This is a genomic window from Hyphomonas sp. (genome assembly GCF_040882205.1).
In the GTDB taxonomy this organism is placed as follows: Bacteria; Pseudomonadota; Alphaproteobacteria; order Caulobacterales; family Hyphomonadaceae; genus Hyphomonas.
In genome coordinates, this window is the sequence record NZ_JBBEBT010000155.1 from 1 (window position 1) to 13,085 (window position 13,085).

Consider the following 13,085-nt stretch of genomic DNA (forward strand, 5'->3'; position numbering starts at 1 on the left):
CCGTGATGCCGGGTCCGGCGGCGGGTGCGGGCCTGTCTCTGGCGCTGGCCTGCGACATGCGGATCTGCACCACCACCGCCAAGCTGACGACGGCCTTCTCCAAGATTGGCGCAAGCGGCGATTACGGCGGTTCGTTTTTCCTCACCAAGCTGGTCGGCGAGGCGAAGGCACGGGAGCTGTACTTTACAGCCGACATTATCTCAGGCGAGGAGGCCGCACGGCTGGGTATCGTCAACGAGGCCGTCGCGCCGGAACAGTTTGAAGAGGCCGCCAGGAAAAAGGCGCGCTATCTGGCCGGGCTGCCCACCGTGGCGATCGGCTACATGAAGAAGAACCTGAACCTTGCCGCCAGCGCGACGCTTTCCGAAGTGCTCGACATGGAAGCGGCGCACATGGTGCGCACGATGATGACCGAAGACCACAAGGCGGCCTCGCTCGCCTTCGTCGAGAAACGCCCGCCGGTGTTCAAGGGCGTTTGAAAGATCAGAGCTTCAGTTCAGGATGGATTTTCAACGGCGCCGCATGGCGCCAGGACATCACAAGCGCCGAGCACAGTGTGGCCGTGTCACAAGCCTTGAGGCGGATGGAGGTCGCCCCCTTCTCGCCCCACTTGTTGGGCACCGGGAAGAAGATGTCAGGCTCCGCCTCACACAACATCCGCTGCTCGTCGACCGTCAGGAAGACGTTCGAGAACTCATGGTGGGGCGGCAGGGTGCAGAAGATCTTGCCCTTCGGCGCATCGACCCGGAAGCTCGCCCAGTCGAAGTGTGGGCGCTCCAGCGCGCGGGGCAAGGCGAGCGCAGCCTTGCGGAGGTTCGCCGGCGTGATCATAGCGACAACGCGCCGAGGATCACCGCCGTGAGCAGCCCCGACAGCAGCACGAAGAGATAAACCACATCCAGCGTGATCGTCCGCAGGACTGAGGAATGCCCGCTGCGGCCATAGACGACGCGGTGGAGCCGGTAGAGATACCAGTTGGAATAGACAAGCAGCGCCAGCGTGACCCAGCCGGCCCCGATCAGCAGCGAGACAAGGAAGCCCGCCGACATCGCGAAGAACAGGGCCGAATGGAAGTGCAGCGAAACTACCAGGTGATCAAAAAAGAGGAACTGGCGACGCCAAAGATAGGTCAGCGCCAGCAGCAACGCATAGACCGGAAGCAACACGAACATCAGGCGCGGAATCCATTCCTGCGTCTGCCGGGCAAGGCGCGCCGGATCTTCCATCACGTCGGCGAACCTGGCTGCGTCTTCATTTCCGGCCTCGCCTGCATCGCGCGCGGCCTCGATGGCAGACTTCGGCACGAAGCCGGCCCATTCCTTTTCCGGGGCCGGTTCGGCTTCAGCCAGCGGCGCCTCGCCCGGAGCTGCAGGCGGTTCAGGCACAAGACCCGGGATGGCGCCTTTCCAGGCTGCATCCACGTCTTCCAGCACCTTCAGGGCCTGCTGGTATTCCGCCTCGGTTATCTCGCCTGCCTCGAATGACGTCTCGACCTCGGCCCGCGCCTCTTCCATCGACGGCGAGTTGTTGAAACTGACCGTTGCCTGCCCGGTGATCAGCGGCATCACCACGAAGAAGATCAGCGAGGCGAGCACATAGAGGCGGAAAGCCGGAATGAAGCGCGCGCGCTTACCGTCGAGATATGCGCGCGTCATCCGGCCTGGGCGCAGCATCAGGTCCGGCAGGGTGCCCGCGATGCGGCCATCGATAGAGAAAAAGGTCTCCAGAGTTTCCCCAACGAGCGACCAGAACGGGCGCCGGATGCTGCGCGCGCTCTGGCCGCAATCATGGCAGAACTCACCGGCCAGCAAGGCGCCGCAGTTGAGGCAGTTCGGTTCGGTCACGGGGCCCGTCTTGCTGCAGAGGCTGGCCGCCGCATCGGCTGCGGCCTGTTCGATGGCGGTGTCTGCGGCCGCACCGAATTCGTCACTCATGGCCACACTCCCCGCCGTCACGGACTGGTTTTCACAGGGACTTAGCGACCGCGCAATCGGCTTCTTGCGTCAGGGGCGTCTAGCGGAAGATTTTCGGTTTGTTGGCCTGGAATCGCACACCGGCCGCCCGGTAGCGCGGCGCCTTGCCGTCCGGGGCGAGCGCGTAGGTCTGCTCGCGCAGGAAGTCCATCAGGCCGCGTCGCTTGCCGGCGGCGTCCAGCGTTTCGGGCGTCAGCGTTTCACCGATCTCGACGCGCAGTGTCTTGCCCATCCGGCGGCGCACTTCGCGGAACACAAGCGCGAGGCGCAGCTCCAGCGAGAGATGCGACGCGATCTGGAAAAGACGGGAGTTCTGCCCGTCGAAGAAGATCGGCGTCACGTGCGCGCGGCTCTGCGTGATCAGTTTTGCCGTGAACGGCTTCCACTCGTCATCGACTGCCAGCGGATCAAACGGGCGGGGCGTCGTCGCGACCCCGCCGCTTGGGAACACGACGATGCAGCCGCCGCCTTTGACATGCGCCAGCGCGGCCTTGCGCATCGCGACATTCGCCTCGACAGCTTCTCGCGTCGCGCCGAAATCGACCGGCAGCAGATATGGCCGCGCCTCCGGCACGCCGTCGAGCACGGAATTGGCAAGCACCTTGAAATCCGGCCGCCGCAAACTGATCAACCAGCTGATGACCAGACCGTCGAGCACGCCGAAAGGATGGTTCGCGACGACCACGAGCGGGCCTTCGCGCTGAATCAGCGCATGTTTGCTGGCGGAGAACTGCACGTCGAGATCAAGCAGCCGGATGGCCGCCTCGAAGAAGGGCACGTCGCGCGAGAGCGCGGCGCGGTAATGGTCATAGAGCTGCTTGATCTTGGGCTGTCCGGAGAGCCGCTCCACCGCTTGCACCAGCCTGCGCTTGAGCGGATCCTCGAAATAGGCCGCGTAGGAAAGCTCCGGGGCCGCTTCGACGTCCGTCAAAGCCGCCACATCCGCGCGAGATTATTCTTCTGCATGTCGGACGAGCCACCGACTATCGGCATACTGAGCAGTTCGCGCACGTTGCGCTCAATGTCATACGCATCCGATAGCCCATAAGCGCCGATCACCTGCTGGCAGGCGAGTCCGATCTCGACGCCGGTATCGGCGACGAACAGTTTCGCCATTGCTGTCTCCGCCGAGCAAGGCTTCCCCTCGCCGGCGAGCCAGGCGGCATGGTAGAGCATGTGGCGGCACGCGGCGAGTTTCGTGCGTGCCGTTACGAGCTTGTGGGCAACCGCCTGGTGCTTGCCGATGGGCTTGCCGAACTGAACGCGCTCGCCCGCATATTTCCAGGCCTCTTCCAGCGCAGCGCGGGCAATGCCGTAAGCGACCGCCGTGATCTCGATCTTCTCGACATCCAGCGCGCGGCCCGCCAGCGCTTCCCAGCCCTTGTTCCACTTTTCCGGACCGCCCACGATGGCGCTTTCCGGCAGGCGCACGTCATCGAGATAAACGTCCATTGAATGCGTGTAGCGCAGGTTAGAGTGTTCGATCGGCTGCATGCTGACGCCCCTGGCATTGGTCGGCACAAGGACAAAGGTCAGGTTCCCGTGCCGGTCGCCCGGTTCACCCGAACGGCAGAGGCAATAGATGTAATCTGACCAGTCCGCACCGGTGCACCAGCGCTTGGCACCGCTCAGGATCAGCTCTCCGTCCTTGCGCTCGACCCGTGTTTCGACGCTTGGCAGGTCGCCGCCGACATTCGGCTCGGACAGGCCGTAGCAGAGGAACATCTCGCCGCGCGCGAGCTTTGGCAGAAGCGCTTCCTTCTGTGCCTTTGATCCGTTCTCGGAGATATTCAGTCCGCCATAGAAGGCCGCATGGATGAACGGCCCGGCCATGCTGGGTCCGCCCTGACAGAGTTCCTCGATCACTGCGGCGGCGGCATAGATATCCTCCCCCTGACCGCCATACTCCTCGGGAATCGTCAGGCCGACCAGTCCCATGGCCGCCAGTTCGCGGAAGAGGTCCCGGTCCCAGGTAGCCGCCCTGTCCCATTCGCGCCGCTTCTCGCGCGGCATCTTCTCCGCCACCCAGCGCGTCAGCTGGCGACGGATTTCGGTGACGTGTTCAGGCTCAGCGGAAAAGGATGTGGACATCTGCTCGACTAGAAACTGGATTTGCGGCGGAGGAAAGGGCGAACAACTTGTGCGCGGTCAGCCATGGCCAGTCGCAGACTCGCCGTGCGTCGCGGTATCGAGCCCGTTCGCCTCGTCGTCGGGGCTGACACGCAGACGCACCACCTGCCGGATGGCCAGCAGGATGATGGCGGAAACAAGGACCGAATAGACACAGACGCTGACCACACCGGTGAGCTGGGCAACGGCCTTTTCGGCAAAGGACATGCCGCCCAGCCCGGGCGCCATCGGCCCGAAGCCCGCCAGCACGGGCACGCTGAGTGTGCCGAGGATGCCGCCGACCCCGTGAACCGCGAACACGTCCAGGCTGTCATCTATCTTCAGACGGCCTCGAATATAGACGACGGCGGCGTAGCAGATAAGTGACGCCATCGTGCCGATCACCAGCGCGCCGGCCGGACCGACAGAGCCTGCCGCCGGGGTGATAGTGGCAAGGCCCGCAATCGTGCCGGTGGCAATGCCTACCAGCGTGGGCTTGCCGAACTTCAACCACTCGATGGCCATCCAGACCAGCGCAGCGGTCGCCGCCGAGATGTGGGTCACGAGCATCGCCTGACCAGCCGCGGCGTTTGCGCCGAGCGCCGAACCGGCATTGAAGCCGAACCAGCCGACCCAGAGCATCGAGGCGCCGAGCATAACGAAAGCGGGATTATGCGGCGGGCGCAGCTCGGCCGGAAACACGCCTCGCTTGCCCATCATCAGTACAAAGACGAGCGAACTGACGCCGGCAGTAGCGTGCACGACGAGACCGCCGGCAAAGTCGGTGACACCCATCGCCGCAAGCCAGCCGCCGCCCCATACCCAGTGGGCAACGGGCGCGTAGACGAGCAACATCCAGAGGCCGCTGAAGGCAAGCACCGCAGCAAAGTTCACCCGCTCGGCATAGGCCCCGACGATCAGCGCCGGGGTGATGACGGCGAAGGCCATCTGGAACATCACGAAGACCGACTCCGGGATGGTGCCGACAACCGCGTCAGGGCCGATCCCGGCGAGGAAGGCTTTTCCGAACCCGCCCCAGAACGCGCCTTCGCCGCCGAAGGCGATGGAATAGCCCGCCACGACCCAGAGTAGAGACATGAGGCACGCAATCGCAAGGCACTGCGCGAGCACCGACAGGAGGTTCTTGCCCTGCACCAGGCCGCCATAGAACAGCGCAAGGCCTGGCAGCGTCATGAACAGGACGAGCGCCGTTGCGGTGAGAATCCAGGCTGTATCGCCGGTGTCTGCGAAGGCGGGCGCGGCCATCGCCAGGAAGGGCGTAAGCAGCACGAATACGCGCACCCCGAGGGTGCGGCCTTCTGGCCGGTGTGTCATGGTCTGGTGCCCTCCCCGAGCCGTTTATGATTTTGTTGCCTGCGGGAGTGACCAAACTTTTCAAGTCGGCGCAAGCCCGCCGATGGCGGACAGATCATAAGGTGTCGACTGATAGGTCTGGTTGATCCAGTTTCCGAACAGCAGATGCGCGTGGCTGCGCCAGCGGTTCAGCGGCGAGCGGGCCGGATCATCGCCGGGGAAATAATTATGCGGCACCGCGATGGGCAAGCCCTGCGCGATGTCACGCTCGTATTCTTCCTTCAGCGAGAAGGAATCATACTCGACATGGTTGAACATGTAGAGGCTGCGGCGGGCGCCATCCTGCAGAAGGCATGGCCCGGTCTTCTCGCAATCCACCAAAAGGTCAAGCGCGGGGCGCGCCTCGATGTCTTCGCGGCGCACCTCGGTCCAGCGCGAGACGGGGATCAGGAAGTCATCCGAAAAGCCGGAAAGATAGGGCGAGGCGGGCGCAAGGTTTCTCTGCCGGAAGACCCCAAAGGCCTTCCGGTCCAGCTGGTACTTCGGCAGGCCGTGAAAATGCCAGGCCGCCGCCATTGCGCCCCAGCAGATATAGAACGGCGAATGCACATTCGTCCGTGTCCAGTCGAAAATCCGGCTCAGCTCGTGCCAGTAGGTCACCTCTTTAAAGGGCATCTGCTCGATGGGCGCGCCGGTTACAATCAGCCCGTCGAACTTCCGGTCACGAATCTCCTCCCAGGTCCGATAAAAGCTGATCAGATGGTCGGCGGAGGTGTTCTTTGGCTGGTGGCCGCCGACGCGCACAAGCGTCAGTTCGACCTGCAAGGGCGAGGCGCCGATCAGCCGGGCGAGCTGTGTCTCCGTACGGATCTTGTTGGGCATCAGGTTGAGCAGGCCGATCTGCAGGGGGCGGATGTCCTGGCGCACGGCATCGGTCTCGCGCATCACGGCCACGCCCTCGCGCTTCAGCGTCTCGGCTGCAGGCAGCGTGTCGGGAATCCGAATCGGCATGGCTAAACGTCCCTGTCGGCCCGCTTCAGGCTTCAAAACGCATCGCATGGGGAAGAAAGGCAGGCCGCCCGTATAGGGGTTGATCCTGCATCTCGGCCCTTTAGCGAGTTGTTTAACGTGGCTGCAAGCCGGCCGGCCAAATCACCACAAGAAGCACCTAGTATGGGAAGGGCGCGGCGTCAAATACAGGGACGAATTCAGGCAAACGGGGTGCAGGGCTTCTTTCTGTTGCCTTTTCTCCCCAGGATTGCCCCAAATTTCAGCTATGGTGAATTCAGCGGGAGGCCGGAGATCGGCCCGGACTACTCCCCCGTCAGCTTCGGGGCACGTTTTTCCTTGAACGCCGTCACCGCCTCGCGCCGGTCTGAGAGATAGTTCGACACGCTCTCCCAGCCGATGCTGGCATCCATCAGCTGCGCGGCGAGCGCCCGCAGCGGGATGTTCGCGGTGGTCTTTGTCCAGCGCACGGCCCATTTCGGATTGGCGAGGATCTTGCCGGTGATCTCGTTGACCTTCGCGTCCAGTTCGCTGGCATGGACCGCGTAGTTGATGAGGCCCAGCCGCTGGGCTTCTTTCGCGTCGAGCAAGTCCCCGGTCATCAAGAGTTCCTTGGCCTTGGCGAAGCCGATCAGCTGCGGCCAGATCAGCGCGCCGCCATCGCCCGCCACTAGGCCAACCTTCACATGCGGATCACCGATTTTCGCCGTCTCGTCGGCGATGATCACATCGCACAAGAGCGCAATCGTGGCCCCAAGCCCAGCCGCTGCGCCATTCATACGGCAGATGATCGGCTTTTCCATCTGCAGCAGCGTGACGACGATCTGCTTGGCGTCCCAGCCAATGGCGCGGAAGCGTTCCGGATGCGCGATCTGTTCCTCGAACCAGTCGAAGTCCCCACCCGCACAGAAAGCCCTGCCCTTGCCGGAGAGGATGATCAGATCACTCTGCGAGTCCCGCTGCAGGCAATTGAAAATCAGGGCCAGCTCGGTATGCATCTGCTCGTCCACGCCGTTCACCGGATGCGTGGAGGTGATGAAGGCCGTCAGTATACGGTCTTTCCGCTCGAAGGTGAAGCGCTCCCATTTGTCTTTCGTGATATCGTAGTTCGCGCTCATGGTCTGCCTCCGGTCTGTGTCTCCACACACCCTAATGCGGCGGCCAGAGAAGTCACGGGGGGGCCAGCTTTCCTTGCCAGCAAGGCGCAACGATGGCCCTCTTCCCATGCGGAAAGGGGCGGCGCAGCAGCCCCCGGCTGCGCGCCCTGATCGCAGGCGATGGAGCGCGCCCCATGACCATTCAGTCCCTTATCGGAACCGCCAATACGCCGCCGCTGGCGTGCAGTCCGCAGGCCCATCTGATGACTGGCGTCGCCCGCCGGGTAACTGACGGCGCCAACGCCATCGCGGTCACCGGCTCTTGCGGCCAGCTGGCGGGCATCCTGTCGGACCAGGATATCATCCGCGCCCTGCATGGCGGCAGCGGATCCGCCGCGCATGCCATCGTCGAGACGTGGATGACACGCAACGTCATCACGGTGACGCCCGAGCGCGCGGCTAGACGCGGCCGTAAAGACGATGGCGTTCCATAGGATCCGGCATGTCGTTGTGATCGACGATGACAAACGCCCGATTGGCGTCGTCGGCATCCGGGCCATCCTCAAGCAGCTGCGCGAGATGGAGGGGAGATCAACGTCCTGCGCGACATGGCTGTCGTCCGGCGCTAGGAAGGTCGGGCAACCAAGGTGCCCTGCCCATGCCCCGCGATACACTCTTTCTCCTGCCGCCCGGCTTTGCTGCCAATGGCCGGCGCGAATTCTGCCCGGAATGCGCCGAGCTCTGGGGCCTGCTCTCCTGGTATCCCGCCCTTAAGGAAACGCTGGATATCGTTTATGTCGGCATCGACCATCCCCGCGCGCCGATCACCGCGCTGCTGAGCGAGGGCCGCCACAACGCGCCAACTCTTGTGCTGCATGCTGATAGTCCCCGTGCAGAGAGTGTCCCCTACACGCAATCGAACGGCCACACCTACCTGCCCTCCGCCCGCCTGATCGCCAAACACTTCTCCGCATTGCATGGCACGCCCGTCCCGCGCGGGCACTGACGCCCCCTTGCCTCCCGCTGCGTCAGGGCCTTCTAGTTCCGACAACACCAAGAACCCCGCCGGAGGAAATCCATGCCCGCAGCGCCCGTGAAGACCCGCATCACCGAAATGCTGGGCATCGAGAAGCCGATCATCCAGGCCGCGATGGGCTGGATCGCGCGCAGCCAGCTGTCTTCCGCCGTCTCGAATGCCGGCGGCATGGGCATCATCGAGACCTCGTCTGGCGAACTCGATGCGATCCGCGGCGAGATCAAGAAGATGCAGTCGCTGACGACGAAGCCCTTCGGCGTGAACGTTGCGCAGGCTTTTGTCCGCGATCCGAACATCGTGCAGTTCATCATCGACGAGGGCATCAAGTTCGTCACCACTTCCGCCGGCGACCCGATGAAATACACCGGCATGCTTAAGGAAGCAGGCCTTACCGTCTTCCACGTCGTCCCTTCCCTCTCCGGCGCAATGCGGGCCATCGAAGCGGGCGTTGACGGACTGATCGTGGAGGGCGGCGAAGGCGGAGGCTTCAAGAACCCCAAGGATGTCGCCTCGATGGTGCTGATCCCGCAGGTCTGCGAGAAGGTCTCCGTCCCGGTCGTCGCGGCTGGTGGAATCATGGACGGGCGCACCATGGCCGCCGCCTTCGCCCTCGGCGCCGAAGGCGTGCTGATGGGCACGCGCATCCTCTCGTCCGCAGAAAGCCCGGTGCATGCCAACTGGAAGGAAGCCATCGTTGGTGCCGATTCTACCGACACCGTCTTCCTTAACCGGCAGGGCCCCGGCCCCGCATTACGCGCCCTGCGCACCGAGCGCACCACGCGCCTCGAGAAGGAAGGCTCCCCCAATATCTTCGGCGAGTTTGCGGGCACCCAGGACGTCTATTTCGGCGGCAATCTTGAAGCCGGCATCGCCCTCACCGGCCAGGTGGCAGGACGTATCTCCGAGGTGAAGCCCATCGCCCAGATCTTCGAGGAGACGCTCGAAGAGTATCACCGGGTCGTCTCCCACCTGCCGCGCTGATCGCGTCTTGCGGGGTTCGGGCCGGGTTCCGGCCGGGCCAGTATCGGGCCAGTGGCGGTTTCGGGTCAGATTCGGATCAAATCCGCCCTTCGCTGCCCTTTTTTATTGGAAATCGCTATGCAGGGCCGCTAAACAGCCCCCACATAATCATTTCCAGAGGAAGACTGATGAAGATGTCTGAAGCCCTGAAGGGCGGCGCGGCCGCTCTCGCTCTCGTCGCCACGGCCGCCTGCGGCGGCACCGCCGGCGACAAGCCCGCCGCTGCCGCTGTCCAGATTAAACTGCCTGAAATCACGGTCACGGACGCCGAACTGGAAGGAAACCCGCTGCGCGCGGAGTGGACCGGTCAGTACGGCGCCCCGCCCTTTGCCGAGATCGGGACCGGGCATTTCAAGCCGGCCATCCTAAAGGGCATCCTGGAAACGCGCGGCGAAATCCAGGCCATCGTGGACAGTAAAGAAGGCCCTACCTTCGAGAACACGATCCTCGCCCTCGAACGTTCGGGCCAGTCGCTGGCCAAGGCGATGGGCGTTTTCGGCAACCTCTCCAGCACCGACACCAATCCGGAAATCCAGGCGCTCGAAGCCGAGATCTATCCGATGCTGTCGACTGAGCGGGACGCCATCACCTTCAACCCGGTCCTCTTCGCCCGCGTGAAGGCCGTCTATGACCAGAAAGACCGCCTCGGCCTCGACGAGCAGGACGCCCGCCTCCTCGAGCTGACACATCGCAACTTCATGCGCGCCGGCGCCGGCCTCTCGTCAGATGTCCAAGCCGAAGTCTCGAAGATCAACGCCGAACTGTCCGGCCTGACGACCACCTATGGCCAGAACCTGCTCGCCGCTTCCAAGGGCTTCAAGCTCATGGTCACGGACGAGGCCCGGCTCGGCGGCCTTTCGGCGGACTTCAGGAACGCCCTCGACGCCGACGGCAACAAGACCTGGGAAATCGGTCTCGACCGCCCGGTCTTCGAAGGTTTCATGACCAATGCCGAGGATGCGGAACTCCGCCAGCAGCTGTTTGACGGTTACCGCCAGCGCTCATCAACCGGCGAGTTTGACAACAATCCGCTGATCCTCAAGATCGCCCAGCTTCGGGCCAGGCGCGCCGAGCTTATGGGCTACAAGAGCCATGCCCATTACGTGATCGAAAACCGCATGGCGAAGACGCCGGAAGCGGCGATCGATTTCCTCGGCAAGGTGCTGGAGCCAGCCCTGAAACGCGCCGCCGAGGAACAGGCGGACATGGAAAAACTCGCCGGCCGCCCCATCACCGGCGCCGACTGGTGGCACTACGCGGAGAAAGTCCGCACCGACAAATATGCCTTCGACGAGGGACAGCTGCGCCCCTACTTCCAGCTGGATAACGTGCGCGAAGGCGCGTTCGAAGTCGCCGAACGCCTCTTCAACATCACGCTGGAGCCGGTGGAGGTTGCGGGCTGGCATCCGACAGTCGAATCCTTCGACGTGAAGGACAATGCGACGGGCGCGCATCTTGGCTTGTTCATGATCGACATGTTCTCCCGCGATTCCAAACGCGGCGGCGCCTGGATGAGCGGTTACCGCGACGCCTCTGCCATAGACGGCAAGGTCATCCGTCCGATCATCACCAATAACATGAACCTTGTTCCGCCTGCGCAGGGCGCGCCGGCCCTGATGGACTATAACGGCGTGGAGACCCTGTTCCACGAATTCGGCCACGGCCTGCACGGCCTGCTCACCACGATCCGCTACCCGTCCTTCTCCGGCACCTTCGGCGGCCCGGACTATGTCGAGTTCCCGGCGCAGGTGATGGAACACTGGGCAGGTGAGCCCATCGTGCTGGCCGAGTTTGCCCGCCACCACCAGACCGGCGAAGTGATCCCGCAGGCCTTGATCGACAAGATGAACAAGGCGGCGACCTTCAATCAGGGCTTCAAGACCACCGAATACATCGCGGCCTCGCTGATTGACCTGCACTGGCACATGCTGACCTCGGAAGAAGCCGCCGCGATCACCGACGCGCGCGCCTTCGAACTGGGCGTGCTGAAGAAGTACAACATCCCGGAAACGATCGAGCCGCGTTACCGATCGACTTACTTCTCCCACATCTTCGATGGCGGCTATTCGGCCGGCTATTACGCATATCTCTGGGCGGAAATTCTGGATGCGGACGGTTTTGATGCATTCAAGCAGTCCGGTGACATCTACAATCCTGAACTCGCCGCGAAGCTGAAGAAGTGGGTCTTCGAGTCCGGCGGCCTGCGTGAGACGGACGAACTTTACCGCAACTTCCGCGGCTCGGATCCAGGGATCGAGCCCCTCTTGCGCAACCGCGGCTTCGCCGATCCGGCACCGGCCGAAGGCTAAGGCGGGCGCCCTGCCCCAAAACAAAAGCCCCGCCAGCGATGGCGGGGCTTTTTCTTGTTGGGGAAGACCGGGGCCGGATCAGCCGTTGACGACCGATTCCTTGCAGATGACGGCGCGGACATCCTCGACCGTGCGGGCCTTGCGCAGGCCGTCGCGTACGGGACCCTGGCGGAAGACGCGACTGACCTGCGCGAGCGCGCGCAGATGGTCGGCGCCCGAACCATCTGGCGCCAGCAGCATGAAAACGAGATCGCAGGGGCGCTCGTCGATGGCTTCGAAATCGACGCCGTGCAGCAGGCGCATGAAACCGCCCACCGGCTTCTCGAGACCCGGCAGGCGGGCATGCGGGATCGCAACACCTTCGCCGACACCTGTGGAGCCGAGGCGTTCGCGTTCCATCACGGCATCCTCGATCACGCGCGGTGCAATACCGGTCGCAGCGCTCAGCGCTTCGCACAGGGCATGGATTGCCTGCTTGCGGCTGGGCACGTCCTGAAGCGGGATAATCACCCCGTCTTGCAGCAGGGCACTCAGATCAGTGGCCATCAATCTAGGGTTCCGTGACACTCAGGTGCGGGGCGCAATGGCGGGGTCAACCCACCCAATATGCCCGTCGGGGCGGCGGTAGACCATATTCAGGCCATCATGGCCAGCGTTCCTGAACATCAATGCCGGGACATCCTGCAATTCGAGCTGCATGACTGCCTCCGAAACACTCATGGTCCGGATCTGAACGCTCGTTTCTGCAACTGTAAGGGGAGCGTCTCCCGTTTCCATACCCGTATCTTCTGAATCATCCGTGTCTGAGACGAGAATAAGCGACTCGGCGGCCGGCGAGGCCGGCAGTGGCTGCGGCGCGGCAGCGTGGTGGTCCTTCAGGCGGCGCTTGTAGCGGCGCACCCGCTTTTCCATCTTTTCGAGGCTGGCTTCCAGCGCCGCATATGGATCATCTGCGCGGCCAGTGGATTGAAGGACGATTCCGGATGGCAGATGCACATTGCAGTCGACTTCCACGAACGGACCCTGCTGCGAGACAAAGACATTCGCCTCGCCGGTCCGGTTGAAGTACTTCGCAACCGCAGCCTCAAGACCCGCTTCGATCCGGTCTCGCATCGCGTCGCCGAGGTTCATGTGCTTGCCGGTGATCTGAATCTGCATGCGCGTCTCCTTTGCGGTTATCGCCACTTTACTATGACCCAAAGCAAACCGGGACGCGACC

The 13,085-nt window shown here is 63.3% G+C and carries 15 protein-coding genes and 1 riboswitch; of the genes, 6 read left to right on the top strand and 9 right to left on the bottom strand.

Going from position 1 to position 13,085, the window contains the following annotated elements:
• Positions 1-479 (top strand): enoyl-CoA hydratase-related protein (locus WEA77_RS06170; protein WP_368066995.1); only part of this gene is annotated, 479 nt, incomplete at its 5' end.
• Positions 480-483: 4 nt separating this feature from the next.
• Here the strand turns inward: WEA77_RS06170 and WEA77_RS06175 are convergent.
• The 7 genes from WEA77_RS06175 to WEA77_RS06205 all read right to left on the bottom strand — a co-directional run bounded on the left by WEA77_RS06175 (position 484) and on the right by WEA77_RS06205 (position 7,522).
• Positions 484-831, bottom strand: coding sequence for an MmcQ/YjbR family DNA-binding protein (locus WEA77_RS06175; protein ID WP_368066997.1), 348 nt, complete (start codon positions 829-831; stop codon positions 484-486).
• Positions 828-1,934: a DUF3667 domain-containing protein gene (locus WEA77_RS06180; RefSeq protein WP_368066998.1), complete on the bottom strand. Its 1,107-nt coding sequence runs from the start codon at positions 1,932-1,934 to the stop codon at positions 828-830. Before WEA77_RS06180 ends, WEA77_RS06175 begins: the two co-directional genes overlap by 4 nt.
• Before the next feature lie 79 nt (positions 1,935-2,013).
• Positions 2,014-2,904, bottom strand: a complete 891-nt coding sequence (locus WEA77_RS06185; protein WP_368066999.1) for a lysophospholipid acyltransferase family protein — start codon at positions 2,902-2,904, stop codon at positions 2,014-2,016.
• Positions 2,901-4,064, bottom strand: coding sequence for an acyl-CoA dehydrogenase family protein (locus tag WEA77_RS06190; protein ID WP_368067000.1), 1,164 nt, complete (start codon positions 4,062-4,064; stop codon positions 2,901-2,903). The genes WEA77_RS06185 and WEA77_RS06190 overlap by 4 nt, the downstream gene beginning before the upstream one ends.
• Before the next feature lie 57 nt (positions 4,065-4,121).
• A complete protein-coding gene (locus tag WEA77_RS06195) occupies positions 4,122-5,348 on the bottom strand; it encodes an ammonium transporter (protein ID WP_368067034.1) in 1,227 nt (408 codons plus the stop codon).
• Between the two features lie 129 nt (positions 5,349-5,477).
• Positions 5,478-6,407 carry a homoserine O-succinyltransferase gene (metA, locus tag WEA77_RS06200; protein ID WP_368067001.1) on the bottom strand — a complete coding sequence of 310 codons (930 nt, stop codon included), beginning with the start codon at positions 6,405-6,407 and terminating at the stop codon, positions 5,478-5,480.
• Positions 6,408-6,487: 80 nt separating this feature from the next.
• A riboswitch (SAM riboswitch) is annotated at positions 6,488-6,565 on the bottom strand.
• 144 nt (positions 6,566-6,709) lie between these two features.
• On the bottom strand, positions 6,710-7,522 hold the full coding sequence (locus WEA77_RS06205; protein ID WP_368067002.1) for an enoyl-CoA hydratase/isomerase family protein: 813 nt from the start codon (positions 7,520-7,522) through the stop codon (positions 6,710-6,712).
• Between the two features lie 173 nt (positions 7,523-7,695).
• Here WEA77_RS06205 and WEA77_RS06210 point away from each other — a divergent pair, with 173 nt between their 5' ends.
• From WEA77_RS06210 to WEA77_RS06230, 5 genes are all read left to right on the top strand, one after another.
• Positions 7,696-7,995 carry a CBS domain-containing protein gene (locus WEA77_RS06210; protein WP_368067003.1) on the top strand — a complete coding sequence of 100 codons (300 nt, stop codon included), beginning with the start codon at positions 7,696-7,698 and terminating at the stop codon, positions 7,993-7,995.
• Positions 7,982-8,275 carry a hypothetical protein gene (locus WEA77_RS06215; protein ID WP_368067004.1) on the top strand — a complete coding sequence of 98 codons (294 nt, stop codon included), beginning with the start codon at positions 7,982-7,984 and terminating at the stop codon, positions 8,273-8,275. Before WEA77_RS06210 ends, WEA77_RS06215 begins: the two co-directional genes overlap by 14 nt.
• Positions 8,160-8,507 carry a DUF3088 family protein gene (locus tag WEA77_RS06220; protein WP_368067005.1) on the top strand — a complete coding sequence of 116 codons (348 nt, stop codon included), beginning with the start codon at positions 8,160-8,162 and terminating at the stop codon, positions 8,505-8,507. Before WEA77_RS06215 ends, WEA77_RS06220 begins: the two co-directional genes overlap by 116 nt.
• A gap of 72 nt (positions 8,508-8,579) precedes the next feature.
• Positions 8,580-9,518: an NAD(P)H-dependent flavin oxidoreductase gene (locus WEA77_RS06225; protein ID WP_368067006.1), complete on the top strand. Its 939-nt coding sequence runs from the start codon at positions 8,580-8,582 to the stop codon at positions 9,516-9,518.
• A gap of 167 nt (positions 9,519-9,685) precedes the next feature.
• Positions 9,686-11,866, top strand: coding sequence for a M3 family metallopeptidase (locus WEA77_RS06230; RefSeq protein WP_368067007.1), 2,181 nt, complete (start codon positions 9,686-9,688; stop codon positions 11,864-11,866).
• A 78-nt stretch (positions 11,867-11,944) separates the two neighbouring features.
• On the opposite strand, the gene WEA77_RS06235 is transcribed toward WEA77_RS06230, so the two are convergent.
• Together WEA77_RS06235 and raiA are read right to left on the bottom strand one after the other, a co-directional pair.
• Positions 11,945-12,412 (bottom strand): PTS sugar transporter subunit IIA, encoded by a 468-nt coding sequence (locus WEA77_RS06235; protein WP_368067008.1) that lies wholly within the window; start codon positions 12,410-12,412, stop codon positions 11,945-11,947.
• Positions 12,413-12,433: 21 nt separating this feature from the next.
• On the bottom strand, positions 12,434-13,024 hold the full coding sequence (gene raiA / locus WEA77_RS06240) for a ribosome-associated translation inhibitor RaiA (RefSeq protein ID WP_368067009.1): 591 nt from the start codon (positions 13,022-13,024) through the stop codon (positions 12,434-12,436).
• Between the last annotated feature and the right edge of the window lie 61 nt (positions 13,025-13,085).